This window comes from Frigoribacterium sp. VKM Ac-2836, assembly GCF_013248995.1.
In the GTDB taxonomy this organism is placed as follows: domain Bacteria; phylum Actinomycetota; class Actinomycetes; order Actinomycetales; family Microbacteriaceae; genus Frigoribacterium.
In genome coordinates this window covers 344,220-371,076 of record NZ_JABRPK010000001.1, presented here as the reverse complement: position 1 = coordinate 371,076, position 26,857 = coordinate 344,220, and the positions used below count along the sequence as shown (strand labels likewise).

Below are 26,857 nucleotides of genomic sequence, written 5' to 3'. Positions count from 1 at the left end.
GCGCTACTCGCTTCTCTGAGGCGTGACCCGAGGGGCGATCGTCTCTTCTTCGATGAACTGGGCCCCGAGGATCTCACGCACGACGGCCTCGCCGTAGCGCGACCCCGTCGGGATACCCCGACGCGGGTCCCCGGTGGCCACGCGACGCTCGGCCACCGACGGGCCGGCGCCGGTGGCGACGGCCGGAGACGAGGACCCAGGGACCGGAGAGGACGACGTCTTTGCGGCGGATCGTCCTGCCGACGTCGCGTCGACCTGGGACGGCGCAGGCGCGGCATCGACGGTCGGCACCCCGCCCGGCGGCTCTTCGGTGATGTGCTCGGGCTCGTCGGGCTCGGGGGGCGGGGTCTGCGGGATGGGAGCGACGTCCCATCCCGTGACGGGAGCCGAGGCGCCGGGCCGCGCGGCAGGCGCGGGTGCCGACACCTCTGCCGATGGGCGCGAGGAGGCCGTGGCCGGCCTGGGAATCGTCCGCTCGACGTTCTCGACGTTCTCGACGGGCTGGGCGGGCTCGGCCGGCGCGACCGCGGTGCGGACCTCGCCGGTCGGTGCCGGTGACGGTTGCGGACTCGACGGGGCGGCGGCGGAAGGAACGTCGGCGTCGGCAGGCGGTGCACCGGCGGGGGTGGGCCCCGAGGGTCCGTCCCCCTCGACCCGGGCGATGTACTTGACCTTGACGCCGAGGACGTCGACGATCGCCCGACGCAGGTACTCGCTGACGCCTTCGGCCGCGCCCTGGGGACGCTTGAAGCTCTCGACGTCGTTCGCACTGGGGAACGCCAGCGTCAGCACGTCGTCGGCGAAGTCGACGACGGTGGCCGTGACGACGACCATCCAGGCCGTGCGCCGCGCCTTCTGGACGACCTCGACGATCTCGGGCCAGCTGTCGCGCATCTGCTGGAGCGTCACCGAGGCCGCACCGACCCCGGCACCCTCTGGGGCGTCGGGAGCCTGTGCCCAGGCGGCCGAGTGCGGGGCGGACGGAGGGGCGGGTTCGGTCGTCGTCGCGGCCCCGGCATCGACCGGTTCGGCCGAGGTCGACGGAGCGGCCGTCGCCCAGGACGCGGTCGCGCTCTCGACGGCCGACGGACCCCCGGCTGCCTCGGTCGACGCCGTGGCCTCGACCGGAGACGCCGAGGGAGACGACGCGGAGGGAGCCGCGGTGGTCGGAACCTGTGGCGCGACGGCAGGCGAGGGCCGAGCCGACGCGGCCGGGACCGCGGCCTGCCGAGCGTCGGTCGTCGGCACGGGTGCCGCGGACGGCCCGCCTCCGGGCCCTTCGACCCCGACACGTCGTTCGAGGCGCTCGACCCGGGCCAGGGCGCCCCGCCCGCTCTGGTCGCTCTCGGGGACGAGGACGCGCGCGATCATCAATTCGAGGTGCAGCCGCGGCGACGTGGCCCCGGTCATGTCGGTGAGGGCCCGGTTGACGACGTCGGCCGACCGCGACAGCTCGGCGGCGCCGAAGGCGTGCGACTGGTGCACGAGACGGTCGAGTTCGTCGGCCGTGACGCCTCGCAGCACCGCGGAAGCGCCGTCGACCGTCGCACCGACGACGATGAGGTCGCGCAGGCGCTCGAGCAGGTCTTCCACGAACCGGCGGGGGTCTTGCCCGGTCTGGACGACCCGGTCGACGGCCGCGAAGGCCGCGGCCCCGTCGCGGGCGCCGAGCGCCTCGACGACGTCGTCGAGCAGGGAGGCGTGGGTGTACCCGAGCAGGGCGACGGCGCGCTCGTACTCGATCGCGCCGTTCTCACTGCCGGCCATGAGCTGGTCGAGCAACGAGAGGGTGTCGCGCACCGAACCGCCTCCGGCGCGGACGACCAGCGGGAGGACGCCGGGGGCTGCCTCGACCGACTCGCTCTCGCAGAGCTCGTGCACGTACTCGAGCATCTGCGCCGGGGGAACGAGACGGAACGGGTAGTGGTGCGTTCGCGACCTGATCGTGCCGATGACCTTGTCGGGCTCGGTGGTGGCGAAGATGAACTTGACGTGCTCTGGCGGTTCTTCGACGACCTTCAGCAGAGCGTTGAAGCCCTGCGGGGTGACCATGTGGGCCTCGTCGAGGATGAAGATCTTGAATCGGTCGCGGGCCGGGGCGAACACGGCTCGGTCACGGATGTCGCGGGCGTCGTCGACGCCGTTGTGGCTGGCCGCGTCGATCTCGATGACGTCGAGCGAGCCGCCACCGTCGCGCGAGAGCTCGACACACGAGGCGCAGACGCCACAGGGCGTGTCGGTCGGGCCCTGCGCGCAGTTCAGACAGCGCGCCAGGATGCGGGCCGACGTGGTCTTGCCGCAACCGCGGGGGCCGCTGAACAGGTAGGCGTGGTTGACGCGGTTGGTGCGCAATGCCGTGCGAAGCGGATCGGTCACCTGCGTCTGCCCGATGAGCTCGGCGAAGTTCTCTGGCCGGTAACGGCGATACAGGGCGGTGACCACACAGCAAGAGTAGTCGGGGCCACCGACAACGGTCGACGGCGGGAGGCGTCGTCGGCAGGCCCCGGGAGTGCCCGCGTCGGGCGCCCAGGACGCACGAGAGGGCCCGTCGTGACGACGGGCCCTCGGGTGCGGCTTCCGACCGGGTGGACTACCCGGCCGACCTCGTCGCTCGACGGCGGAGTCGGGTCGCCGACACGAGGCCGAGTCCGATCAGCAGCGCGAAGGCCGCGAGCGAGAACCAGCCGAGTGCGTCCGAGCCGGTGTACGCCAGGCCCGAGGCGTCCCCGGACACGACCGCTCCCCCGCCGGCGCCGATGCCGGTGCCGTTGCCGGTGCCGTTGCCGTTGCCGTTGCCGGCGCCCGCTCCGGGCAGCCCCGGGAAGCCGGGGGTTCCCGGCGTGCCCGGTGTTCCCGGCGTCCCCGGTGTTCCGGGCGTTCCGGGGGTCCCCGGCGTTCCGGCGGCCGCCGAGACCGAGAACCCGACGGTGGCCGGGGCCGACGTGGCGCCCGCGATCGTCTCCGTTGCGGCGACCACGTGCGGACCGACCGCGACGCCGGTCAGGACGACCGTCCACGAGCCCGTCTCCGGGTCCGCGAGGACGACCTGCGCCGCTCCCCCGTCGAGCTGCACCGTGACGGTCGCTCCGGGCTCCGCCGTCCCGACCACCGTGACGGTCGTCGTGCCGGACTCCCCGGCCTGCAGGACGGAACCCGCCACGGGGCTCGTGATGAGCACGGGGTCGACCGCGGCGATCAGGAGGTCCTGGCTCGTCGTGGTCGTGCCCGCGTCCGCGGTCTGCGTCGCCGTGATGACGTAGGCGCCCACGGGGACGTCCGCGAAGTCGACCGACCAGGTGCCGTCACCCAGGACCGTCGCCGTCCGTGTCAGCCCGTCGCCCAGGTCCACCACCACGAGCGCACCGGGTGTTCCGGTGCCCGTCACGGTGAGATCCTCGACGCCGTTCCCGTCGACGTCGGCGAGCAGGGCCCCGGGGGCCGGCGAGGTGATGACCACGGCATCGGTGTTCGCCGGAGCGGTGACCGTGAACAGGACGGTCTCGGGTGCCGACACCGCGCCTCCCACGGTCTGGGTCACGGACAGGGTGTGCTGCCCCTGCTCGACGCCCACCAGGGTGGTCGACCAGCCGCCGTCGGCGCCCACCGTGACCGTGACCGGCAGGCCACCGTCCAGGCTGACGGCCACCGAGGCGTTCGGCTGGGCCGTGCCGCCGACCAGGACGTCGGTCGTGCCCGCGGTCCCCGACGGCAGGATCGACCCCTGCTCGGGCGAGGTCACCACGAGCGGCGCGACCTCCGCGGCGGGGGCCACGGTGACGGTCACCGACGCGGTGCCGGTGACGACGCCCGCGACCGTCTGCTCGACGACCACGGTGCGCGTGCCGACCGGGACGCCCGGCACGGTGACCGACCACGTGCCGCCGTCGGTCACGATCGCCGTCTGCGTGAGCCCGCCGATGGTGATGGTGACGGTCGCTCCGGGCTCGCCCGTACCGGTGACGGGCAGGTCGACGAAGCCGTCACCGTCGGCGTCGGTCACGAGCTGTCCGTCGGCCGGCGAGGTGATGGTCGGGGCGGCGGCGGGGTCGGCCGGGGCGGGCACGATCACGACCTGGACCTCGACCGGGACGCTGGTCGCGTCGCCGACGGTCTGGACGACCGAGACGGTGTGCGTCCCGGTGCCGAGCACGACCGGCACCTGCCACGAGCCGTCGGCGCCGACCGTCGTGGTGACGGGGTCTCCCCCGTCGACCGTGACGGCGACGGGCGCGCCCGGCTGTCCCTGGCCTCGGACGACGACCGGCGCGGTGCCGGAGCCGCCCGCCTGGTACTGCTGCCCGTCGGTCGGCGCCGTGACGGTCAACGGGGCGGCGGCCTCGACGACGACCGTGGTCGTGACCGGAGCCGACTCGACCCCGGCGACCGTCTGCGTCGCGGACACCACGTGCTCGCCCACGCCGACCCCCGTGAAGGTGGTCGACCAGGTGCCGTCGTCGTCGACGTCGACCGTGACAGCCGTGCCGTCGTCGAGCGTCACCGAGACGGTCCCGCCGGCCTGCGCCGAACCGGTCACCGGCACATCCACCGTCGAGTCGCCGGACAGCACCAGGAGGCGCGTGCCCGTCACCGGGTCGGTGATCGTGATCGGGTCCGCCGCCACCACCGCGAAGGGCTGGGTCACGGGGACCGTCGTCACGGTGCCGTACTGCTGCACCACCGAGATCGGCCCGGCCCCCACCGGCACGGCGTCGAAGGTCGTGGTCCACGCCCCCGTCGTCGGGTCGGCCGGGACGGTCTGGGTGAGACCACCACCGAGCGAGACCGTGACGGTCGCGCCGGGCTGGGCGGTGCCCGACACCGTGACCGGCGTGGTCTGCCCGTCGAGGACGACGACCGTGGCACCCGCGGCGGGCTCGGTGATGGTGACCGGCGTGCCGACCACGACGTCGAGCTGCTGCGTGGCAGGCGTCGTCGAGCCGGCCGGGACCGTCTGCGTCACGACGACCGGGTACGACCCGACGGGCACGTCGCCCACGGTGACGGTCCAGGTGCCCCCGGGGGTCACCGTGGTCGTCTCGGACAGATCGTCTCCCACCTGGACCACGACCGTGGCGCCGGGCTGACCCGTGCCCGTCACGGTGACGTCGGTGGTGTCGTCGGCGTCGCCGACGACCACGGAGGAACCCGCGGGCGGAGAGGTGATCGTGACCGGCGCGGCCACGACGACCGACACGGCGCGGGTGATCGGGGCCGACACGGCGCCGTCGACGGTCTGCGTGACCGAGGCGGTGCGGTCGCCAACGGGGACGCCGGCCACGGTGGTGGTCCAGGCCCCCGTCTCCGGGTCGGCCACCACCGTACCGACGAGGCCGTCGCCGAGGTCGACCGTCACGGTCGCTCCGGGCTGGGCCGTACCGGACGCGACCACCGAGGCGGTGTCGCCGTCGGCGAGCACGACGACCGTCGTGCCGTCGGTGGGACGGTCGACCACGAGACCCGCGGCTGCCGCGACCGTGAACGGTTGCGTCGCCGGGACCGAGGTCGCGCCTCCTGCGCTCTGCGTCACCGAGATCGTGTACTCGCCGACCGGGACGCCGTCGACCGTCGCCTGCCAGTCGCCCTGCGGGTCGACGACGGCACCGGCCGTGAGGCCGTTGCCGAGGTCCACCGCGATGGCGGCTCCGGGCTGACCCGTGCCCGTGACGAGCACCGCGGTGGTGCCGGCCGGGTCGAGCAACGAGACGCTGGCCCCGGGGACGGGGGTCACGATGACGGGAGCGGCCGGGGCGGCGACGATCGAGACGTCGCGCGTCACGGGTGCCGAGGTCGAACCGCCCACGACCTGGGTGACCGCGATGGTGCGGTCGCCGACCGGGACGTCCTGGACCGTCGCGGTCCACCCGCCCGTCTCGTCGTCGGCCGTGGTCGTGGCGGTCAGGCCGTCACCGAGGTCGACCGTGACGGCGGCCCCCGGCTCGGCACCGCCCGAGACGACGAGGTCGGTCGTGGCGTCCTGCGTGGCGACGACGACGACCGCACCGAGGGCGGGCTGCTCGATCACGACCGGCGCCGCGGCGACGACCGAGAGCGGCTGCGTGACGGCGGGCGAGACGGAGCCGCCGAGCGCCTGGGTGGCGCTCAGGGTGCGCTCGCCGACCGTGACGCCGGGGACGACGACGCTCCAGGCGCCGGTCGTGCCGTCGGCGACGGTCGAGGCGACGAGGTCGTCACCGAGGTCGACGCGGACGGTGGCCCCGGGCTCGGCCGTTCCGCTCACGGTGACGGCCGTCGAGGCGGTCGCGTCGGCGACGGTGACGACCGCGCCGGGCGTGGGCTGCTGGACGACCAGCCCGGCGCCGGCCACGATCTCGAACGAGGCGAGGACCGGGGTCGAGCTGGTGCCGTTCACGCTCTGCGAGGCGCTCACCTGGTAGACGGCCGCCGGCAGGTCGGAGAAGAGCACCGACCAGTCGCCGGACGTGAGGTCGGCGGTCGTGACGACGGCCGCTCCCCCGTTCAGACGCACCGAGACGGTCGCGCCGGGAGACGCCGTGCCCGAGACGGGCACGTCGACCGAACCGGCCGGGTCGAGCAGGGTGAAGACCGAGTCGTCCGGGTCGAGGATGACCACGGGTGCCGCCGCGCGCACCTCGAACGAGCTCTCCTGCGCCGGCGAGGTGGTCCCACCGATGCTCTGGGTGACCGACAGGTCGACCGTGCCCACGGGGACGCCCGCCACGTCGACGGACCAGCGGCCCGTGTCGGGGTCGGCCGTCGTCGTGCCCACCAGGTCGGCACCGGTCGAGGGGTCGAGGACGACGTCGACCGTGGCTCCGGCCGCCGCCGTGCCCGAGACGGTCACCGTCGACACGACGTCCGGACCGGCCACGTCGACGACCGAGTCGTCGGCGGGTGCCAGGACCACGAGCGGAGCACCGGCCAGGATCTGCACGACCCGCGTCTCGGGAGCCGAGATCGAGGTGCCCACCGTCTGAGTCGCGGTGATGGTGCGCGTGCCGACGGGGACGCCGTCGAACGAGAGGGTCCAGGCACCGGTCGTGGCGTCGGCCGTGACCGTGTCGGTGAAGCCGTCGCCGAGGTCGACGCGCACGACCGCACCCGGCTCGGCCTGACCCGACACGACGAGGGTCGTGGTCGAGGTCGGGTCGGCCAGCACGATCGGGACGCCGTCGGCCGGCGCCACGATGGTGAGCGCGGCGGCCGGGGCGACCGTCACGACACGGGTCTCGGCCTGCTGGACCGTGTCGCGCACGGCCTGCGAGGCACCGAGGACGCGCTCACCGACGCCGACGCCGACGAGGGTGACCGACCAGACGCCGGTCGTGGGGTCGGCGAGGGCGCTGCCGACGGCGACGCCGTCGAGGGTCACCGTGACGGCGGCACCCGGCTGGGCCGTCCCGGCCACCGGGACGTCCTGCGTGGCCTCGGGCGAGGCCACGACGTACCGGATGTCGCCGGCAGGCGTGGTGATGGCCACGTCGGCACCGGCGCGGACCTCGAAGTCCCGGGTCACGGGAACCGTCGTCGTCGTGGCGCCGACCGTCTGGACCGCCGAGGCGACCTGGTCGCCGACGGGGACGCCCGGGACGGTCACGGACCAGAGTCCGTCGGGCCCGGCAGTCGTCGGAACGACGGTGCCGGCCAGGGTGACCTGGACCGCGGCGTCGGGGTGTGCCGTGCCGGTGACGACCACGGCGGTGACGCCGTCGTCGCCGGCGACCGTGACGACGTCGCCGTCGCCGGGGGCGGTGATGGTGAGTTCGGTCTGCGCCGACACCACGGAGAAGTTCGTCGGCGCGGCCTCGAGCAGCTCGGGACCCTGCTGCTGGCTCGCCCCCACGGCGTGGTCTCCGACGGCGACGGCGGGAAGGTCGAGCGACCACGCGCCCTGGGCGTCAGGGACGACGGGCGCCTGGTCGACGCCGTCCACCGTCACGACCAGGGGCAGCCCGGCCACGCCGGTGCCCGAGACCGTGACCGTGACCGTGCCCTGGTCGTCGGCCACCACGAGGCGGGTTCCGGGGGCGGGTGCCTCGATGACGACGGCGCCTCCCTCGCTGACCTGGATGTCACGGGTCACGGCGCCCGAGGTCGAGCCGTTCACGCTCTGGGTCGCCGAGATCGTGTGCGGGCCGACGGGGACGCCGGCGATCGTGACGGACCAGGTGCCGGACACCGGCACCACGGTCTGACCGATCAGTCCGTCGCCGAGGTCGACCACGACGGTCGCCCCGACCTGACCGGTGCCCGAGACCACGACGGGAGTCGTGCCGAGCGGGCCGGAGACGAAGTACTCGGCGCCGTCGAGCGGTGTGGTGATGTCGAGCGGGGTGCCCTGCGCGATGGTCAGCGGCTGCGTGACCGGTGCCGAGGTGGTGCCACCCAGGGTCTGTGTCGCTCCCAGCGTCCGGTCACCGGCGGGGACGTCGGTGATGACGGCGGTCCAGGTGCCCGTGGCGGGATCGACCGTGGCCTGCACCTCGAAGCCCGCACCGAGGCCGACCGTGACGGTCGCTCCCGGGTCGGCCGTGCCGGTGACGGTCACGTCGGCCGTGTTCCCGCCGACGATCGGGATGGTCGCCGCGGGGGCGGGTGTCGAGATCGCGACCGGGGTCCCGGCGACGATCGTCACGACGCGCGTCTGCGCGGGCGAGACGGTGCCGCCGACCGTCTGCGTGGCCGAGATCGTGCGCTGGCCGACGGGCACGTCGGCGACGATCACCGACCAGGCGCCCGTGGTGGCGTCGGCCGTGACGCGGCCGGTGAGGCCGTCGCCGAGGTCGACGCGGACGTCGGCGCCGGGCTGGGCGGTACCGGAGACGGGCAGGGCCGACAAGGAGGCGCTGCTCACGACGCGCACCGTGGTGCCCTCGGCCGGGGCCTCGATGACGAGCGGCGCACCGGCCGCGATCGTCAGGGCTTGAGTCACCGGCACCGAGACGACGCCGGCGACCGTCTCCGTGACGCTGATCGTGCGAGGCCCGACCGGCACGGACGAGACCGTCGCGGTCCAGGCGCCCGCGCCGTCGGCGGTGGTCGTGGCGACGTAGCCGCCACCCAGGTCGACGCGGACGGGGGCGTTCGGCTCGGCGGCGCCCGTCACCGTGACCGGGGTGGTCGAGGTGGCGTCGGCGACCGTGATCGTCGCACCGGGAGCCGGCGTCGAGATCGTCACCCCGGTCGCGGCCACGAGGCTGAAGGTGGTGGTCTGCGGGGCGGACACCGCGCCTCCCACGGTCTGCGTCGCGGTGGCCGTGTAGGTGGCGACGGGCAGGGCCGGGAAGGTGACGGACCAGGTGCCGTTCGAGGCGACCGTGGCGGTGAGGTCGCGGCCGCCGCCGAGCGAGACGGCGACGGGGGCATCGGCCTGACCGGTGCCCGAGACGGTGACGTCACGGGTGGAGTCGGCCCCGGGCAGTCGGTACTGGGTTCCGGGGGTCGGGGTCGTGATCGTGAGGCCTGCACCGGCCACGACGCTGAACGCCCGGGTGACGGGCGCCGAGACGTCACCGCCGAGGCCCTGCGTCACCGACGCGGTGTAGCCGCCCACGGGCACGCCCGCGACGGTCGTCGTCCAGCTGCCGTCCGCGGCGACGACGGCGGTGGCCGTGCGGCCGTCGCCCAGGTCGACCGCGACGGTGGCCGTGGGCGTGGCGGTGCCCGACACGATGACGGGGGTCGTGGCGTCGGCGTCGAGGACGGTGAAGACGCGTCCTGCCGTGGGCGCGGTGACGACGAGGGGCTGCTGTGCGACGACGGTGAAGTCGCGCGTGACCGGGCCGGTGGTGACGGCCCCGAGGGTCTGGGTCACGGAGGCGGTGTAGGCCCCGGCGGGCACGTTCCCGACGGTCACGCTCCAGCTGCCGTCCGCCGCCACCGTGCCGGTGCCCGTTCGACCGGCGCCGAGGTCGACGCTGACGGTGGCGCCGGGCTCGCCGGCACCGTTGAGCACGACGCTGCGCGTGGCGTCCGGGGTGTTCGGCACCAGGAGGACCTGCCCGGCGGTAGGCGTGGAGATGTTCAGGGCGGCGAGGGCCGAGGCCCGCACCGTCGAGGTGGCCAGGTCGACCCTGGCCGCGTTCACGAGCGGCAGGACCGAGATGCTGACCGCGTGGACGGAGCTCGAGCCCGCGTCGGTGCCCCGGCCGTCCCGGAAGCCCACGCCGTCCTGGGCGTTGATCGTGACGCGGACGAGCTGGTTCAGCAGGCCGGTGAGCGGCGCGAGGGTCGTGATGACGGCGGTCGTCGTGGTCCGCAGGGTGGCCGTGGTCGCGGCGAGGGCCGTGCCGTTCACGACGGGTGAGTACAGGGCACCGACGGTCGGCAGCAGGCTCGTGGTGACGAGGCTCGTGACGCCCCCTGCCAGGACGCCGAGGCCGAGGGGCGCCGTGACGACCGTGGCGCCGGCCGGCGTCGTGCCGTCGATCAGCTGTCCGACCGTCGTCGTCGTGGTGGCCCCGAGCGTGAGGTTGACGCCGGCGAGACGGACGGGCAGCTGGAGGTCGACGGTGAGGGCGGTCGACCGGATGGCGTCGTTCGCCGCGGCGACAAGGTTCGTCGGCAACTGGTTCTGCAGGATGTCGGTCAGGCCGGTCGTGACCGCCGTGAGAGTGGCGGGGTTCAGTAGGTCACTGTTCGCCGGAAGCCCGTTGAGCGCCTGCAGGTCGATGACGATCTGGCCGGTCGAAGGCGTCAGCGTCACGATGCCCGATGTGAGGGGACGCGCGAGCTCGGTGTCGATGGTCGACGTCAGGTCCACCGCGCCTCGCACGACGACGGTGGGTTGCCCGGCGGTGGCGAGGGGGAGGGTGTTGACGAGGGCGACGACCGATGCGGTCACCGGTGCCACGGCGTTCGTCAAGGCCGCGGAGCCGCCGACCGCGTTGACCGTCGACCCGAGGCCCGTGACCGTGCTGCGCAGGGACGAGGTGACTCCCGCGACCGCGGGGCTGGTCATCGTGTACTGGGCGCCGGCGACCTGGTAGGCCGTCGTGGGCGTGCCCGCGGTGGCGCCGCGCTGCTGGGTGATCTGCGACGACAGCGCGCCGAGCTGCAGCGTGACGTCGCTGAGGACGCCCTGGGTGGCGGGCACCTGGGCGAGCAGCGGCTGGAGGCGCAGGGTCGTCGCCTGGCCCGGGCTGCCGTCGCCGACGGCGATGGAGCCGTCCGCCCCGATGAGGCCGGCCGAGGCCGTGGCACCGGTCGCGGTGGCGTTCGCGTACTGGCCGTCGACGCCGAGGGTCAGCAGCCCGTTGCCGCCGAGGAGGCGGATGCCGTTGCCCAGGCCCACGTTCAGGAGCTGCAAGGCGGTCAGGTCGAGGGGGTTGCGCGAGGTCGGCGGGTTCTGTGTGGTGCCGTAGGCCGAGTAGGCCCCGCCGAGAGCGGCGACCTGGTCGAGCGAGACGATGCCCGATCCGCCGACCAACGAGGCCTCGGCCTCGCTGCGATCGGTCGTGGCCGCCTGAGCGGGGACGACGACGACGAGCGCGCCGACCACCGCCGCGACGACGGCGGCGGCCGTCGCCTTCAGTGCGCGGGACGCGTGGGAGCGCCGGGGACGCTCGATCGCCTGGCTTCGCATGGGTGTGCCTCTTCCTGACGGGACGTGCCCGCCGCCTGATCCGAAGAACCCCCGCTGGTGAGGCGGGAGGTGCTGCTGTTCTGTTGCCGTGTCGCCGTGTCGCCGCCGGGTCGCCGTCCGGGGACGACGACGAGGCGAACGGCACTACCGCGCGATGCGCGGGCTCGTTCGCCTGGTGCGGGTGCTGCTGACGTGCCGTGGTGAGGGGCTCATCGGTCCTGATCCTGATCGGGTGGTGCGCGTGCGACGGCGCCGTCGCGCGAGGTCGCACCGTGGTGAGGGGTGCGGCCGGAGCGGTGGTTGATCGCTCCCGACGAGCTGGTTCGGTCTCGCCGTGCTGCCGAGCATAGGGGGCCTCGCCAGGATCGCCTACCCCACGAACAGGGGGCACGGGGTCTTCGGCCCCGGAAAAGGAAATGACCCCTCACGCACCCGCCAGAGCCCGGTTACCCTTGCTGCATTTCTGCCCTGGGGGAGTTGGCCTGGATGACGCCACGTGAGGAGCCTCGACGAGTTTAGCGGCAACTGAGTGGTCGCCGCGACCCGGGGTGTTGCCTGGGGGCATGAGAATCGTCATCGCCGGAGGACACGGCAAGATCGCCCAGCTCCTCGAACGCCGACTCGCCGACGCCGGGCACGACCCCGTCGGCATCGTCCGCAACCCCGACCACACCGCCGACCTCGAGACCGCGGGGGCCCGTGCCCTCGTCCTCGACCTCGAGAAGACCGACGTCGACACGCTCGCCGGCCACCTCGACGGAGCCGACGCCGTCGTCTTCGCCGCGGGCGGTGGCGGGGGAAGCGGCGCCGAGCGCAAGCTGACCATCGACCGGGACGGCGCCGTGCTGTTGGCCGACGCCGCCGAGAAGGCGGGCGTCACGCGCTACGTGATGGTCTCGGCCATCGGCACCGACGAGTTCGACCCGGCGCGCGCCGAATTGCCCGCCGAGAACGACGACGACGTGTACCAGGTGTACATGCGCGCCAAGAGCGAGGCCGACGCCGACCTGCGCCGTCGCGAGGGCCTGGACTGGACGATCGTCCGCCCGGGTGGCCTCACCGACGACGCCGGCACCGGCCAGGTGTCGGTCGGCACGACGGTCGAACGCGGCAGCATCCCCCGCGCCGACGTGGCCGAGATCATCGCCACGGCGCTGATCGAGGGCACCGCCGTCAAGACGCAGTTCGAGGCCGTCTCGGGCGACGTCCCCGTCTCGGACGCGCTGGCGACCATCAAGTACTGACCCGCACCTCCTCGCCGACACCACGGTCGAGGCGCGAGAGCCCCGGAGGCGCGACCTGCGCACCGGGGCTCTCTCGCGTCCGCGGGGCGGCCGGGTCGGGCAGCCGACCCGGCGATTCAGCTGAGGGCGGCGGCCTGTCGGGCGATCTCGAGCTCTTCGTTCGTCGGCACGACCAGGACAGAGACCCGCGATCCCTCGGGCGAGATGTAGCGCGTGTCACGGGAAGCGAGTTCGTTGCGGTCGTCGTCGACGTGGATGCCGAAGAACTCGAGGCCCATCAGGGTGCGCCGGCGCAGCAGGGCGTTGTTCTCGCCCACACCCGCCGTGAAGACCACGGCGTCGAGGCCGCCGAGCTGGGCGACGTAGGCACCGATGTAGTGCCGCAGGCGGTGCCGGTACACGGCGAGCGCCGCCTCGGACACGGCGTCGCCCCGCGACGCGCTGTCCTGGACGTCCCGCATGTCGCCGCTGCCGGTCAGGCCGAGCAGCCCGCTGCCCTTGTTGAGCAGGGTCTCGAGTTCGGCGAAGTCGAGACCGGCCTCACGGTGCAGGTGGAACACCGCCGCGGGATCGATGTCGCCCGACCGGGTGCCCATGACGAGCCCCTCGAGTGGCGTCATGCCCATGCTCGTGTCGATCGACCGACCGCCGTCGATCGCGGCCGCCGAAGCGCCGTTGCCGAGGTGCAACACGATGGTCTTCAGCTCGGCTAGGGGCCGCCCGAGGAACTCGGCCGTCTTCTCGCTGACGTACTTGTGCGACGTGCCGTGGAAGCCGAATCGGCGCACCTGGTGCTTCGCCGCCAGTTCGGCGTCGATCGCGTAGGTGTAGGCGGCAGGGGCGAGCGTCTGGTGGAAGGCCGTGTCGAAGACCGCGACATGGGGCACGTCGGGGAATGCCTCCTTCGCTGCGCGGATGCCCTGGAGGTTGGCGGGGTTGTGCAGCGGAGCGAGGGCCGAGAGCCGGTCGATCGCCTTCTCGACGTCGGTCGTGACGACGGTGGCCCTGTCGAACTCCGCTCCGCCGTGGACGACGCGGTGGCCGACCGCGACGGGCGGGTACTCGGCGAACGTCGGACCGTGCGCGTCGAACGCGGTCAGCATGGCGGCGAAACCGGCGGCGTGGTCGGCGATCGACTGCGTGTCGTTGCGGGTCTCGTCGCCGGTGACCTCGTTCCGGTGGCGGGTCGACCCGACCGCCTCGCCGATGCGCTCGACGAGGCCACTGGCGAGCGTGCGTTCGCCGTCGAGCTCGATCAGCTGGTACTTGAACGACGACGAGCCGGAGTTGACGACGAGGACGGTGCTCACGAGGAGGCTCCTTCGGTGCTGGGGCTGGTGCTGGTACTGGTGCTGATGGCGGCTGCGGCGGACTGCGTCCCGGCCTGGATGGCCGTGATGGCGACGGTGTTGACGATGTCGCCGACGAGCGCGCCACGCGACAGGTCGTTGATCGGTTTGCGGAGGCCCTGCAGGATCGGTCCGATCGCGACGGCGCCCGCGCTGCGCTGCACGGCCTTGTACGTGTTGTTGCCCGTGTTGAGGTCGGGGAAGATGAACACCGTCGCCCGGCCGGCCACCTCGGACTCGGGCATCTTCGCGGCGGCCACGGTCGGGTCGGCTGCGGCGTCGTACTGGATCGGCCCCTCGACGAGCAGGTCGGGTCGGCGTTCCCGGACGAGTGCCGTCGCGGCACGGACCTTCTCGACGTCGGCGCCGGAGCCGCTGTCGCCCGTGCTGTAGCTCAGCATGGCGACGCGAGGCTCGATGCCGAACTGCTGCGCGGTCTGCGCCGACGAGATCGCGATGTCGGCGAGCTGTTCGGCGGTCGGATCGGGGATGACGGCGCAGTCCCCGTAGACGAGCACCCGGTCGGCGAGCGCCATGAGGAACACGCTCGACACGACGCCGACGTCGGGCAGCGTCTTGATCACCTCGAAGGCCGGCCGGATGGTGTGTGCCGTCGTGTGCTTGGCCCCCGACACCATGCCGTCGGCGAGGCCGAGCTTCACCATCATGGTGCCGAAGTACGAGACGTCGGTCACCGTGTCCATCGCCTGCGAGACGGCGATGCCCTTGTGCGCCCGCAGCTTGGCGTACTCGGTCGCGAAGAGCACCTGCAGGCTGGGGTCGAACGGGTCGAGCACCCGGGCGGTGGCGAGGTCCAGGCCGAGCTCGGCCCCTCGGGCACGGATGGCCGTCTCGTCGCCGAGCAGCGTGATGGCGGCGACGCCGCGCTGCAGCAGCGTCGATGCGGCCCTCAGCACCCGGTCGTCGTCGCCCTCGGGCATGACGATGTGTTTCTGTGCCCCTCGGGCCCGCTCGAGCAGCTGGTACTCGAACATGAGCGGCGTGACCACCCCGGACGGGCTGACCTGCAGCAGGCGCAGCAACTCGGCCCCGTCGACGTGGGTCTCGAAGAGGGCCAGGGCGAGGTCGTACTTGCGGGGCGAGTCCGCGGCGAGTCGGCCCCTGGTCTGGGTGATGGCGAGGGCGGTGTCGTAGGTGCCGGTGCTCGTGGTGGCGATCGGCAGCGGACTGTCGAGGCCTTCGAGAAGTCGCTCGACCTGGGGTGCGAGGGCGAACCCGCCGTTGAGCACGATGCCGGCGAGGGACGGGAAGGTCTCGGACGCGTGCGCGAGCACCGTGGCGACCAGCACGTCGGAGCGGTCGCCGGGCACGACGACGACGGCCCCCTCGGTGAGGCGGGGCAGCACGTTCTCCATCGACATGGCGGCGACGACGACGCCGAGCGCCTCACGGTCGAGCAGGGCGTCGTCGCCGCGGAGCAGGGTCGCGCCGGTGGCCTGCAGCACGGCGCGCATCGTCGGGGCGACGAGCACCCGGTCTTCGGGCAGCGTCCAGATCGGGACGCGACCGGTGGGTGATGCCTCGAGGGCGTGGCCGATGCCGTCGACGACCTCGTCGAGGTGGTCGGGGTCGACCCGGTTCGCGACGACGGCCAGGAGGCTGGCGTGCTCGGAGCGCAGTTCGGCGGTGGTCAGCTCGGCGACCTGGCGCATGTCGGCACCCGACCGCCGGGTCTGGCCGTCGGCGCTCCGGCCGCCGAGCACGAGCAGCACGGGTGCGCCGAGGTTGGCGGCGATGCGGGCGTTGTACGACAGCTCGGTGGGGCTGCCGACGTCGGTGTAGTCGGAGCCGATCACGACGACCGCGTCGCACTGCCGTTCGACCGCCGCGAACCTGCTCACGATCGTGGCGAGCGCGGCGTCGGGGTCGGCGTGCACCGCGTCGTAGCTGACGCCGACGCACTCGTCGTAGGCGAGATCGACGCTGTCGTGCGAGAGCAACAGCTCGAGCACGTAGTCGCGCTCGTCGGTGGACCGGGCGACCGGTCGGAACACCCCCACGCGGCCCACCTCGTGACTGAGCGTGTCGAGCACGCCCAGGGCGATCGTGGACTTGCCCGTGTGGCCTTCGGCAGAGGTGATGTAGATGCGTGTCGACACGCCCGCCAGCCTAGGGCGACCGCCTTCGAGCCGCCGGGGAAGCCGGAGGCCGCGACGCCCCTCCTAGGCTGTCGGCATGCCGATCCGCACCGCGACCGAAGCCGACCTGCCCGGCGTCCTCGAGATCCACGCCGATGCCGTGGCGCATTCCAAGGCCATCTGGACCGACGTCACGCCGACCCTCGACGGTCGACGCGAGTGGCTGGCCAGCCACCAGGAGGCGCGGCGCAGCGCGATCGTCGCGGTGGAGGGCGGCGAGGTGGTCGGCTACGGCAGCTACGGGCCCTTCCACTCGAAGGACGGCTATCGGCACACCTGCGAGAACTCGGTCTACGTGCGGCCCGGGCAGCAGGGCAAGGGCCTCGGCCGCGCCCTGATGACCGAGCTGATCGACCGCGCCGCGCGTGACGACCTGCACGTCATGGTGGCGCTGATCGAGGCGGGCAACGAGGCGTCGATGCGGTTGCACGCGTCACTGGGCTTCGTCGACGCCGGCGTGCTGCGCGAGGTCGGCACGAAGTTCGGCGAGTGGCTCGACCTCAGGTACATGACCCGCCTCCTCGTCTGACCCCGACCGTCCGACGACGCCGACGACGCCGACGCCGACGGGGCTCCACCGCTCAGACGACCTCGACGATCCCGGCGCGGATGCCCCAGAGCACTGCTTGCAACCGGTCGCGGGAACGGGTCTTCTGGAGCAGCCCGGCGAGGTGGTACTTCACGGTCGTGGGTTCGATGAACAAGGTCTCGGCGATCTCCGCGTTCGACGACCCGTGAGCCAGCAGCTGCAGCACGTCGAGCTCGCGGGCCGTGAGAGGTGTCCCGTCGTCCGTCTTCGGAGGGCCCACCCGTCCCGGCGCCCCCGTGCGACGCTCGCCGAACTCGCGGAGCACACGGCGGGTCAACCTCTGGTCGAGCGTCCCCTCCCCCGCCGCGACCGACCGGACGGCGCTCACCAGGGTCTCCTCGTCGGTCCCCTTGAGCAGGAAGCCGGCGGCACCCGCCTCGAGCGCGGCGAAGACGTCGGCGTCGACGTCGAAGGTCGTCAGCACCAGCACGCCGGCGTCGATGGCGGGGTCCGCGGTGATCTGCCGGGTCGCCGAGATGCCGTCCGTGCCGGGCATGCGGATGTCCATGCACACCACGTCCGGGCGCAGGTCGCGGGCCAGGCGCACGGCCTCCGCGCCGTCGACGGCCTCGCCGACCACCTCGAGGTCGTCGAGAGCACCCAACACGACGGAGAGCCCGGCGCGGACGACCATCTGGTCGTCCGCGACCACGATGCGGATCACGAGGTCCGCCCGAGGTCGCCGACGAGCACGAGCCGGTTCGTCCAGCCGCCGTGCTGCAGGTCGGGTCCCGTCGTCAACCGGGCACCGACGAGCTCGGCGCGTTCGGCCATGCCCGCGAGCCCGAAGCCCGCACTCGACGCGGATGCTGTCGGGGCCCCGTCGGCGGCCTCGTTCCGCACGACCACCTCGACGCGGTCCGCCGCCCACGTGACGGAGACGTGACAGAGGGCCCCCGGGGCGTGTCGCGCGGCGTTGGCCAACGACTCCTGCACCATCCGGTAGGCCGTCGCCTCGGCCAGGGGGCCGAGTGATCTCGGACCTCCCACGACCGCCAGCGCGACGTCCTGACCGCGGTCACGCGCCGCCTCCGCGAGCAGCCCGATGCCCGCCATGGTGGGCGCGGGGCGGGGACCGCCGCCGGGCTCGTCGTCGCGGAGCAGTCCGACGGTGCGACGCAGGTCGCCGAGCGTGATCCGGGCGTCCTCCTGGACGGTCCGGAGCATCCCCCGCGCTCGCTCGGGATCGCTCGCGAGAAGGGCCGTGGCCGCCTGCGCTCCGACGATGATGCCGGAGAGGTGGTGACCGGCGATGTCGTGCAGTTCACGGGCGAGCGCGGCACGCTCCGACCGGACGGCGCGGTCCGCGTCGTCCCGGCGTTCCCGGTCGGCCGAGCGTTCTTGCGCCTCGAGCGCCTCGCGCAGACGCTCGCGGCCCCGCACGTGCTCGGCGACCAGTGCCGGCAGCAGGTACAGCACGACGACCCGGGCGACGGCGGTCGCGAGCACGACCCCGACCGGTGAGCTCAGCGGACCGACGATCATCGCGGCCGATCCGATGACCGCCGTCGCGGTCCCGGCGAGCAGGAGAGCGACGAGCCGGCCTGTGCGGTCGAGACGCCGGGCGACCGAGTACGCCCCGACGATGACGCCCAGGGCGCCGATGCCGAGTTCGCCGGCGGTGGTGGCGAGGATCACGAGATCGGTGGCGCCGACGAGGACGAACACGCCCAGGGGGTGTCGCCGACGAGCCAGCAGGGCGATCGCCTGCACGAGCACGAGGCCGGCGTGCACCAGGGGTGGCACGTCGGTGGGCACCGTCGCCGGGACGTCCCCTCCCCAGAGATCGAGAGCGATGTACCCGAGCGCGACAGCCGCCACGAGCGACGCCGGGAACACCGAACGGAGGCGCGTGGCGGGTGCGCGTCGCGGCTCCGAGCTCATGGAACGAGTCAACCATGACCGACGCCGACCCCCGGAGGGGCCGGCGTCCCGGCGGTCGGCGGTGCTCACCGCCCGCTGCCCGTCATGGGCCCGTCATCGTCTCGATGACGCCGATCCACGCCGGCTCGCCGGTCGGGCCGGAGACACGGGACCAGATGCCGGACGCGACCGCGCCCGCGATCAGCACGACGGCGACCAGGACGGCGACCCTCGTGTGGCGGCGGGGGCGCCGATCCCGCTCAGACATCACGGCGGCGCAGGACGAGAGATGCCGCGGCGAGCGCCACCACGGTGAGGGCCAGGAGCGCGACGATGGCGGTTCCTCCGCCGAGCGTGCCCGAGCCCCCGTGGATGACGGACTGTGCGAGGGCGACGGGCAGGAACTGGGTCGCCGAGACCGCTGCTCCGCCACCGACGAGTTGGGCGACCGCGGCGAGGACGGGCTCGGCCACGAGGACGCCGATCATGACGAGCACGCCGGCGAGCTGTGAACGGCAGAGGATGCCGACCGCGAGCCCGATGACGGCGAGGCAGACGACGGCGAGGACCCCGCGGGCCGACGTCGCGACGACCTGCCCGGTGACGGCGGTGAAGGGTGTCGTCGTGACGGCCAGCGAGCCGGCCAGCGTGAGCAGGCTGATGACGGCCAGGACCACACCGACGACCGCTGCGCCGACGCCGACGGCTGCTGCCTTGGCCGCCACGACCCGACCGCGGCGCGGACTGGCGAGGACGGCGCCGACGATGCCGCCGTGGCGGTCGTCGCTCGTGCCGGCCAGGACCCCGAGCAACACGATCGCGACGAGTGCCAGCCCGACGGAGCCGCCGCCGAGCGTGGTGCCGAGCGGTGACAGGGCGTCGAGCTGCGTCGTCGGGGACGCCAGGTCGATGTCGGGCAGGTCGTCGCCGAGGGCCTCGGCCCCGGGGCCGACCCGACCCGATGCGAGGGCGGGGAGGAGGACGACGAACACGACCTGGGTCATGACGAGACCCAGCACCGCGACGGCGGCGGCGACCTTGGTGGCCGTCGTAGTGACGAGCCCGAGGATCTCTGCACGGAACATCAGCGCACCATCCCCTCGGTGCCGGTGACCTCGAGGTAGTAGCCCTCGAGGGTGCCGCTCGGGTCGGCGAGGACCTCGGCCATCGTGGCCTCGGCCACGACGCGTCCGTCGGTGATGACGACCACGTCGTCGGCGATCTCCTGGATGTCGCTCAACAGATGCGACGACACCAGCACGGTGCCCCCGGCGGCCGCGAAGGCTCGGAGCTTCTGACGGAGCCAATGCATGCCCGCGGGGTCGAGCCCGTTCGCGGGCTCGTCGAGGACGAGGAGGCGCGGCTCGCCGAGCAGCGCGGCCGCGATCGCGATCCGCTGGCGCATCCCGAGGGAATACGTGCCGGCACGACGGTCGGCGTCCCGGCTCATCCCGACCTCGGCGAGGACGGCTTCGACCCGGTCGGCACCGACCCCTGCCCGGAGTGCCGCCATGGTCAGGTGCTGCCGGCCGGACCGGGACGGGTGGAGACCGCCGGCGTCCAGGACGACGCCCACCTGCTGCGGAGGACGTTCGAGATCGCGGTACGGGACCCCGAAGACGAGCGCGTCGCCCGCATCACGGGAGACGAGGCCGAGCAGCAGTCGGATGGTGGTGGTCTTGCCCGCGCCGTTGGGGCCGAGCAGGCCCACGACACGGCCGGGGCGGACGGAGAAGGTGACGTCGTCGATGCGAGGTCGGCCGCGGAAGGCTTTGCGCAAGCCGTGTGCCTCGAGGGGCAGGGGGGTCTGTTCGTTCATGCTGTCCAGCTTCGCGACACCGCGTCGCGGACACCCCCGCCGGACGGCCAGCGCCTCCTGTCCGAAAGGCCAGTCCCGTCCGCCGCGCGACGGCCGTCACGCGCGCGTGAGGGCAGGGGCGAAGGTCGCTGCGACGATGGTGACGTCGTCGGATTGCTCGTCGTCGCCGACGAGTTCGGTGATCTGCTGCACGATGTCACTCGGGTCACCGCTCGAGATGAGCAAGAGCTGGAACTGGCTGAACGCGTGGAGTTCGTCCGGGAACAGGTCGAGGACTCCGTCGCTGATGCAGACGAGCGTGTCTCCCGGCAGCAGCTGGTCGCTGTACGACGTCCAGCGATCCCCGAGTCCGACGGGGAGATCGGCCGACCGCAGCGCTTCGACGAGACCGGTGGCGCGCCGGATGACCGCCAGACCGTGTCCGCCGTCAGCCCAACGGATTTCGCCCGACGGGGTGATGCGGGCGTGGAAGCAGGTGGTGAACTGGATGTCGACGTCGCTGTCACCGCTCGCGAGGCCCGTCGTCGCACGCTGCAGCGCCACGGCGGGATCGAGGTCGTCCGAGGAGCTGCGGATGACGGATCGCACGGCTGCGGCGATCATCCCCGCCCCCACGCCCTTGCCCATGACGTCTCCCACGGTCAGGGCGATGCCGTCAGGCGTGGGATACCAGTCGTAGAAGTCTCCCCCGACGGTGCGGGCAGGGATGCACCTCCCCCGGACGGAGAACATCTCGGGAAGGAGACTGGTCTTCGGAGGCAGGAGCGACTGCTGGATGATCGCGGCCCTGTCGATCTCGCGTTCGACGGATTGCTGTTGCGCACGTGACAGCTGCACCTTGCGACTGGCTTGTCGTGCGAGCTCGTTGATGGCGAGGCCGATGGTCGCGTAGATGGCCAAGGAGAACGCGATGCGGATGAACTCGCTGGGCGGGCGTCCGCTTGGCTCGATCGCGAACGGCAGCAGGAAGGTCACCGCTGATCCGATCAGCAGCCACACGATGCTCCATCGACCTGGCCACACGGCGATCCAGACGATGGGCAGCAGGATGATGGGAACGAAGACGGATGCGCTGTCGCCTGTTCCGTACCGGAGCAATCCCACCGCCACGAAGTCCGCTGCAGGAACGACGATTTCCCAGCGGAGCAGGCGGGGCTGCCGCGAGACTCCTGCGGCGAACACGACGCCGCAGAACGCGGCGAAGACACCGGCCCACATCGACGGCGCATCGCTGACCGGCAGCCACGGGATGAGCGTGCTCACGAGGGCGGCGAGCGCGACGAAGAGGAAGACGAAGCCCTGCTTGAGCACCGTGACGTGACGTCGTGAGCCTGCCGTCATCGCCCGCGCGAGAAGGCCCGAGTCACCCCAGACGCTGGGGCGCCGGTCGTCGGGGCTCATCTGACTGACACTCATGAAGGAAGGCTAGGGCGGTCGAGCCTCCGGCGGGAGCATCGGGGTACCCCAGAACGTGGGGTGGCTCGGAGGTCCGGCCTGGCCGTCGGCGCGAATGGCCGGAGATTCGAACGGTCGCTGACCGGACCTGTTCGGAACGAGAGATGGCTCTTCCCTCAGGGAAGAGCCATCTGATGCGGAGGATAGGGGATTCGAACCCCTGAGGGCTTGCACCCAACACGCTTTCCAAGCGTGCGCCATAGGCCACTAGGCGAATCCTCCAGGGCGGGCACACGGTGAACCGGCGCACGACCGAGTCCAGCGTACCGGACTCCGAGGTCCCCTGCGGACGCGCCCGTGTCGCTGCTGACCTTGAGGCTCCCTCATGGCTACCGTCGGGGCATGACCGACGCGCACCGCCCCTCCTCGGAGCCCCCCGACGTCGCCGCCCTGCCGCCACGCGCCCGCGCCGTCGTCGCCGCCCTCCGCGCCGCCGGTGCCGAAGGGGAGGTCCGCGAGTTCGACGAGTCCACGCACACCGCGGCCCAGGCCGCTGCGGCCCTCGGTTGCGAGGTCGGCGCCATCGCCAGCAGCCTGGTGTTCCGCACCGGCGACGAGGCCTTGCTCGTGCTCACCAGCGGCGCGCATCGTGTCGACACCGACCTGGTCGCGTCGACGCTCGGCCGAGGCCCCATCATGCGGGCGAACGCCGACCAGGTGAAGCGCGCGACCGGCCAGGTGATCGGTGGCGTCGCGCCGCTCGGCCACCCCAACCCGGTGCACACCCTGATCGACACCTCCCTCACGGCACACGACGTCGTGTGGGCGAGCGCCGGCACCGCGAACACGGTCTTCGCCACGACCTTCGACGAACTCGTGCGGGTGACCGGCGGCACACCGGTGCGGGTCGCCGCCGACGACCTCTGAACCCGACCCCGCCGAGCGTCGACGTCGGCGGCCACCCGTAGCATCGACGCATGCCGCCCCTCTCGTCCGCCCGCGTCGATGCCTGGCTCTGGGCCGTCCGGCTCTACAAGACCCGATCGGCCGCCAACGCCGCCTGCCGCGCCGGTCACGTCCGGGTCAACGGCGACCGCGTCAAAGCCGCCCAGGCCGTCCGTCCGGGCGACGAGGTCCGGGTGCGCATCGCGGGGTTCGAGCGCATCGTCCTCGTCAAGACCTGCCTGGTGAAACGCGTCGGCGCGCCGGCCGCGGCCGAGGCGCTGACCGACCTCACTCCCCCGCCACCGCCGCGCGAAGAGGTCGCAGCCGTGCCGGTTCGTGACCGCGGTGCGGGCCGACCGACCAAGCGCGACCGCCGCGAGATCGAGCGTCTTCGAGACCGCCCCGAAAACTGACACTCTCTCGACTCCCCCGATCGTGGGCTCCCCGCACTGGGGTGGATCGACCCGGTATCTGTGCGAACGCATCGTCTACTCTGAAGGCGCGGCGCTGCCCCGACAGCAGCGGCCTCGGGTCGGGGGACTCGGAGTCACGCCGACCTCTGGGGGACGACATGAGCACGACCGACGCGGCGATGCCGACCGAGCGCGGCACCGTCACCGTGCTGCCACGACGCGAGCTCGCCCGAGGCGCCACGCTCACCGGCGTCCTCAGCCTGTCGCCCGTGCTGGCGGCGGTGCTCTGGCTGACCCTGCCGACCGGCCACCAGTCCGGGGTGCTGGCCGTCTCGGCCGGAGTCGTGGTCATGGGACTCCTCATGTACTGGCGCTACCGCCTCTCGTACGCCGCCGTCACGCGTACCGAGTTCGTCAAGCGCGGCTGGCTGCCCGGCTTCGTCCGGCTACGGCGTGACGAGATCGACTCGCTGGTGCTCGTGCCCACGTACCGAGACCACTCGACCGAGACCGTCACGCAGCTGCTCGCCCTCGACGACCGAGGGCGACGCCTGTTCCGGATGCGGAGCACCTACTGGTCCGAGGCCTCGGTGGAGGCCGTCGTCGACGCCCTCGGCGTCCCGACCACCGTCCTGCCCCGCGCCCTCACCCGTCGCGAGTTCTTCGCCGCCTACCCGGACAGCTCGTACTGGTACGAGAGCCGCCCATGGATCGGCGTGACCGTCGCCGGCAGCCTGTTCGCCCTGGCCACAGGAGCACTCGTGGCGCTCTTCCAGGCGCTCGGCGACGGCGTCTGACCCGGCCAGGGCGGTTCGGGGATCACCGCCGACGAAGCGTCCCGAAGATGCCCTTGACGACCTCGCGCACGACAGCTTTGCCGGCGGTCGAGCCGAGGACCTCGCCGAGCAACCCCCCGGACGACCCGGCCCCCGGCGAGCGCGACCCCGAGGAGGCGCGGGTCGTGGTCCCGCGTCCGGCACGAGCCTTGGCCGCTGCCCGCTCGGCGCGCTCGAACTCCTTCTGCTGACGTTCGTACTCGGCCTGGGCGGCCTTCCGCTCGCGCTCCGCCGCCGTGGCCGCCTTCGCGTCCGCTTTCTCGCGGGCGGCGGCCTCGTTCATGTGGGCGTCGATCGTCGCCTGTCGCGCCGCGGCGTCGGTGCGCTCGCGCTGGTCGAGCGCGGCGGCCTCGAGCTTCCGCGCGAGCATCTCGCGCGCCGAATCGCGATCGATCGAGGCTCCGTAAGCGTCGATCAGGGGCGACGCGGCCACGGCTGCCGACATCACGTCGGCGGGGGTCGGCGACATCGATCCGCGCGGCGCCCGGAGGCGCGTCCACGCGACCGGGCTGGGCGCGCCCTTCTCGTTCATGACCGTCACCACCGCCTCCCCGGTGGCCAGGGTGGTGAGCACCTGGGCGAGGTCGTAGTCGCTCGTCGGATACGTCGACACCGTCGCCCGCAGGGCCTTGGCGTCGTCGGGCGTGAAGGCCCGCAGCTGGTGCTGGACGCGCGAGCCGAGCTGGGCGAGCACCTCGCCGGGGACGTCCTTCGGGGTCTGCGTGACGAAGACGATGCCGACGCCCTTCGAGCGGATCAGCCTCACGGTCTGGGTGATCTGCGCCAGGAACTCCTTCGACGCGTCCTTGAACAGCAGGTGCGCCTCGTCGAAGAAGAAGACGAGCTTGGGCTTGTCGAGATCGCCCACCTCGGGCAGGTCGTTGTAGAGGTCGGCGAGCAACCACATCAAGAACGTCGAGAACAACGCCGGCTGGTCGTGCACGCCCGGCACCTCGAGCAGGCTGACCACGCCTCGGCCGTCCTCGGCCGTGCGGAGGAACTCGGCGGTGTCCATCTCGGGCTCACCGAAGAACGCATCGGCACCCCGGTCGGCGAAGGTGATCAACTCGCGCAGGATCACGCCCACGGTCTGCTTGCTCAGCCCGCCCAGGCCCTCGAGCTCTCCCTTCCCCTCGTCGCCGGTCAGCCACGTCAGCACGGCCCGCAGGTCGGACAGGTCGAGCAGTGGCAGACCGGCCTGCTCGGCGTAGTGGAACACCAGGCCGAGGCTGCTCTCCTGCGTGTCGTTGAGGCCGAGCACCTTGCTGAGCAGCAGCGATCCGAAGCCGCTGACCGTGGCCCGGACGGGCACACCGGTACCCTTGCCGCCGAGCGCGAAGTATTCGGTCGGGGCGGCCTGCGGCGACCAGTCCTGCCCGATGCCCCGCGTGCGGGTCAGCAGCTTGTCGTTCGCCTCGCCGGGCGTGGCGATGCCCGACAGGTCGCCCTTGACGTCGGCCGCGAAGACCGGCACCCCGGCAGCCGAGAGCTGTTCGGCGAGCACCTGCAAGGTCTTGGTCTTGCCCGTGCCGGTCGCCCCGGCCACGAGCCCGTGGCGGTTGAGCATCGACACCGGGATGCGCACGGGGACGTCGACCCGCGCCTCGCCGTTCACGAGGGCGCCGAGCTCGAGGGCGGGGCCCTCGAAGCCGTAGCCCGCCCGGACGGCGTCGACGGCTGCCTCGTCGAGCGGGCCGCCGGGCGGGGTGGGAAGACCCTCGACCGGGCTGCCCGCCACCGGTTCGGGCTCGACCAGTCCGGCGTCGGCCGCGGCCTCGGCGACGTCCACCTCGCTCGCGAGCTGCTCGGCTCGCGCGAGCGCCGCCTCCGCGTCCTTCTTCGCCTTCTCGGCGGCGGCGACCGCCGCAGCGGCCTCCGCCCTGGCCTGCTCGAGCGCGTCCGTCATGCGGCCAGCCTAGGCACCCTCGGCCCTGCGGTCCGGGCGAGTTCGGCGACGCCGGGCGGCACCATCACGCGCCTCGGCCCTGCCAGATCCAACCACGACCACGCACGCGCTCCTGCTCGTCGAGCAGCCGGTGCGCCACCGGGGCCCACAGGATCACCGCGACCCCGGCACCGATCAGCAGTCCGCCGATCGTGTCGGTCAGCCAGTGCGCGCCGAGGTAGGTGCGGCTGAGCAGCATCAGCACCGTGTAGAGAACGCCCGCCACCCACACCCAGACGCGTCGCAGGATGACCCCGAGCACGACCGCGAGCGTGGCCGCGTTGGCCGTGTGCCCCGACGGGAACGAGCCGTAGTCGCTCACCACGAGGATGTCCTCGGGTCGGGCCCGGCCGAACGTGTGCTTGACGGCCTGCACCACGCCCGCACTGACCGCGCAGGCGGCGATCCAATAGAGCGCGGCCCAGGGTCGACGCCGGAGCAGGAACACCGCGGCGACGCCGAGGGGTACGACGAAGACCCCGACCACCCCGGCGCCGATCGAGTTGAAGACCAACGAGGGGACGTCCCAGAACGGGCTGCGGTGTTCGACCAGTTCTCCCATGAACCGCTCGTCCACGCCGATCACGCCCGCCCGGGCCGTGATCACGACGCCGAGCAGCAGGACCACGCCGATCGCGCCGAGCGCGCTGAACACCCACCACCGACGCTGCACGCGGCGGGCGACCCGCTGCTCGGACGGGGAGGCGGGCTTCGGCTCGAGCGGGTCGGTGCGCATA

17 protein-coding genes, 1 tRNA gene and 1 other RNA gene are annotated in these 26,857 nt (G+C 72.8%); 5 read left to right on the top strand and 14 right to left on the bottom strand.

Going from position 1 to position 26,857, the window contains the following annotated elements; translation table 11 throughout:
• Positions 1 to 3: 3 nt before the first annotated feature.
• The 3 genes from HRF36_RS01775 to ffs all read right to left on the bottom strand — a co-directional run bounded on the left by HRF36_RS01775 (position 4) and on the right by ffs (position 12,072).
• Positions 4 to 2,442: a DNA polymerase III subunit gamma and tau gene (locus HRF36_RS01775; RefSeq protein ID WP_173205296.1), complete on the bottom strand. Its 2,439-nt coding sequence runs from the start codon at positions 2,440 to 2,442 to the stop codon at positions 4 to 6.
• A 148-nt stretch (positions 2,443 to 2,590) separates the two neighbouring features.
• Positions 2,591 to 11,563, bottom strand: coding sequence for a hypothetical protein (locus HRF36_RS01770; protein ID WP_173205293.1), 8,973 nt, complete (start codon positions 11,561 to 11,563; stop codon positions 2,591 to 2,593).
• Positions 11,564 to 11,975: 412 nt separating this feature from the next.
• Positions 11,976 to 12,072: signal recognition particle sRNA small type (ffs, locus tag HRF36_RS01765), an RNA gene on the bottom strand.
• A gap of 54 nt (positions 12,073 to 12,126) precedes the next feature.
• Between ffs and HRF36_RS01760 the strand changes: the two genes are divergently transcribed.
• Positions 12,127 to 12,807, top strand: a complete 681-nt coding sequence (locus HRF36_RS01760) for an SDR family oxidoreductase (RefSeq protein WP_173205290.1) — start codon at positions 12,127 to 12,129, stop codon at positions 12,805 to 12,807.
• Between the two features lie 116 nt (positions 12,808 to 12,923).
• Here the strand turns inward: HRF36_RS01760 and HRF36_RS01755 are convergent, their stop codons facing one another.
• The gene (locus tag HRF36_RS01755; protein WP_173205287.1) at positions 12,924 to 14,117 is read right to left on the bottom strand and encodes an acetate kinase; all 1,194 of its coding nucleotides are present in this window, start codon (positions 14,115 to 14,117) and stop codon (positions 12,924 to 12,926) included.
• Complete coding sequence (pta, locus tag HRF36_RS01750; RefSeq protein ID WP_173205285.1) at positions 14,114 to 16,276, bottom strand: phosphate acetyltransferase; 2,163 nt, start codon at positions 16,274 to 16,276, stop codon at positions 14,114 to 14,116. The genes HRF36_RS01755 and pta overlap by 4 nt, the downstream gene beginning before the upstream one ends.
• 76 nt (positions 16,277 to 16,352) lie before the next feature.
• Here pta and HRF36_RS01745 point away from each other — a divergent pair, with 76 nt between their 5' ends.
• Complete coding sequence (locus HRF36_RS01745; RefSeq protein ID WP_173205282.1) at positions 16,353 to 16,844, top strand: GNAT family N-acetyltransferase; 492 nt, start codon at positions 16,353 to 16,355, stop codon at positions 16,842 to 16,844.
• Between the two features lie 52 nt (positions 16,845 to 16,896).
• On the opposite strand, the gene HRF36_RS01740 is transcribed toward HRF36_RS01745, so the two are convergent.
• The 7 genes from HRF36_RS01740 to HRF36_RS01710 all read right to left on the bottom strand — a co-directional run bounded on the left by HRF36_RS01740 (position 16,897) and on the right by HRF36_RS01710 (position 22,263).
• Positions 16,897 to 17,568, bottom strand: coding sequence for a response regulator transcription factor (locus tag HRF36_RS01740; RefSeq protein ID WP_173205279.1), 672 nt, complete (start codon positions 17,566 to 17,568; stop codon positions 16,897 to 16,899).
• Positions 17,565 to 18,788, bottom strand: a complete 1,224-nt coding sequence (locus HRF36_RS01735) for a histidine kinase (RefSeq protein WP_173205277.1) — start codon at positions 18,786 to 18,788, stop codon at positions 17,565 to 17,567. Before HRF36_RS01735 ends, HRF36_RS01740 begins: the two co-directional genes overlap by 4 nt.
• An 82-nt stretch (positions 18,789 to 18,870) precedes the next feature.
• Complete coding sequence (locus HRF36_RS01730) at positions 18,871 to 19,035, bottom strand: hypothetical protein (protein WP_173205274.1); 165 nt, start codon at positions 19,033 to 19,035, stop codon at positions 18,871 to 18,873.
• The gene (locus tag HRF36_RS01725; RefSeq protein WP_173205271.1) at positions 19,028 to 19,852 is read right to left on the bottom strand and encodes a hypothetical protein; all 825 of its coding nucleotides are present in this window, start codon (positions 19,850 to 19,852) and stop codon (positions 19,028 to 19,030) included. The genes HRF36_RS01730 and HRF36_RS01725 overlap by 8 nt, the downstream gene beginning before the upstream one ends.
• A complete protein-coding gene (locus HRF36_RS01720) occupies positions 19,852 to 20,586 on the bottom strand; it encodes an ABC transporter ATP-binding protein (RefSeq protein WP_173205268.1) in 735 nt (244 codons plus the stop codon). The genes HRF36_RS01725 and HRF36_RS01720 overlap by 1 nt, the downstream gene beginning before the upstream one ends.
• 96 nt (positions 20,587 to 20,682) lie before the next feature.
• On the bottom strand, positions 20,683 to 22,002 hold the full coding sequence (locus HRF36_RS01715; RefSeq protein ID WP_173205265.1) for a PP2C family protein-serine/threonine phosphatase: 1,320 nt from the start codon (positions 22,000 to 22,002) through the stop codon (positions 20,683 to 20,685).
• 176 nt (positions 22,003 to 22,178) lie between these two features.
• A tRNA-Ser gene (locus HRF36_RS01710) sits at positions 22,179 to 22,263 on the bottom strand.
• A 120-nt stretch (positions 22,264 to 22,383) separates the two neighbouring features.
• Here HRF36_RS01710 and HRF36_RS01705 point away from each other — a divergent pair.
• The 3 genes from HRF36_RS01705 to HRF36_RS01695 all read left to right on the top strand — a co-directional run bounded on the left by HRF36_RS01705 (position 22,384) and on the right by HRF36_RS01695 (position 24,136).
• Entirely contained in the window at positions 22,384 to 22,908 is a 525-nt protein-coding gene (locus HRF36_RS01705; RefSeq protein WP_173205262.1) for a YbaK/EbsC family protein, read from the top strand.
• A 50-nt stretch (positions 22,909 to 22,958) separates the two neighbouring features.
• The gene (locus HRF36_RS01700) at positions 22,959 to 23,339 is read left to right on the top strand and encodes an RNA-binding S4 domain-containing protein (protein WP_173205259.1); all 381 of its coding nucleotides are present in this window, start codon (positions 22,959 to 22,961) and stop codon (positions 23,337 to 23,339) included.
• A 158-nt stretch (positions 23,340 to 23,497) separates the two neighbouring features.
• Positions 23,498 to 24,136 (top strand): hypothetical protein, encoded by a 639-nt coding sequence (locus tag HRF36_RS01695; RefSeq protein WP_173205256.1) that lies wholly within the window; start codon positions 23,498 to 23,500, stop codon positions 24,134 to 24,136.
• 22 nt (positions 24,137 to 24,158) lie between these two features.
• Here the strand turns inward: HRF36_RS01695 and HRF36_RS01690 are convergent, their stop codons facing one another.
• Positions 24,159 to 26,081 (bottom strand): helicase HerA-like domain-containing protein, encoded by a 1,923-nt coding sequence (locus tag HRF36_RS01690; protein ID WP_173205253.1) that lies wholly within the window; start codon positions 26,079 to 26,081, stop codon positions 24,159 to 24,161.
• 64 nt (positions 26,082 to 26,145) lie between these two features.
• Positions 26,146 to 26,856 carry a phosphatase PAP2 family protein gene (locus HRF36_RS01685; protein WP_173205250.1) on the bottom strand — a complete coding sequence of 237 codons (711 nt, stop codon included), beginning with the start codon at positions 26,854 to 26,856 and terminating at the stop codon, positions 26,146 to 26,148.
• Between the last annotated feature and the right edge of the window lies 1 nt (position 26,857).

Coding starts and splice junctions, on each gene's coding strand:
- HRF36_RS01720 (WP_173205268.1), bottom strand. CDS start 20,586: ATGAACGAACAGACCCCCCTGCCCCTCGAGGCACACGGCTTGCGCAAA.
- HRF36_RS01735 (WP_173205277.1), bottom strand. CDS start 18,788: ATGAGCTCGGAGCCGCGACGCGCACCCGCCACGCGCCTCCGTTCGGTG.
- HRF36_RS01695 (WP_173205256.1), top strand. CDS start 23,498: ATGAGCACGACCGACGCGGCGATGCCGACCGAGCGCGGCACCGTCACC.
- HRF36_RS01725 (WP_173205271.1), bottom strand. CDS start 19,852: ATGTTCCGTGCAGAGATCCTCGGGCTCGTCACTACGACGGCCACCAAG.
- HRF36_RS01770 (WP_173205293.1), bottom strand. CDS start 11,563: ATGCGAAGCCAGGCGATCGAGCGTCCCCGGCGCTCCCACGCGTCCCGC.
- HRF36_RS01700 (WP_173205259.1), top strand. CDS start 22,959: ATGCCGCCCCTCTCGTCCGCCCGCGTCGATGCCTGGCTCTGGGCCGTC.
- HRF36_RS01685 (WP_173205250.1), bottom strand. CDS start 26,856: ATGCGCACCGACCCGCTCGAGCCGAAGCCCGCCTCCCCGTCCGAGCAG.
- HRF36_RS01745 (WP_173205282.1), top strand. CDS start 16,353: ATGCCGATCCGCACCGCGACCGAAGCCGACCTGCCCGGCGTCCTCGAG.
- HRF36_RS01715 (WP_173205265.1), bottom strand. CDS start 22,002: ATGAGTGTCAGTCAGATGAGCCCCGACGACCGGCGCCCCAGCGTCTGG.
- HRF36_RS01690 (WP_173205253.1), bottom strand. CDS start 26,081: ATGACGGACGCGCTCGAGCAGGCCAGGGCGGAGGCCGCTGCGGCGGTC.
- HRF36_RS01760 (WP_173205290.1), top strand. CDS start 12,127: ATGAGAATCGTCATCGCCGGAGGACACGGCAAGATCGCCCAGCTCCTC.
- HRF36_RS01705 (WP_173205262.1), top strand. CDS start 22,384: ATGACCGACGCGCACCGCCCCTCCTCGGAGCCCCCCGACGTCGCCGCC.
- HRF36_RS01730 (WP_173205274.1), bottom strand. CDS start 19,035: ATGTCTGAGCGGGATCGGCGCCCCCGCCGCCACACGAGGGTCGCCGTC.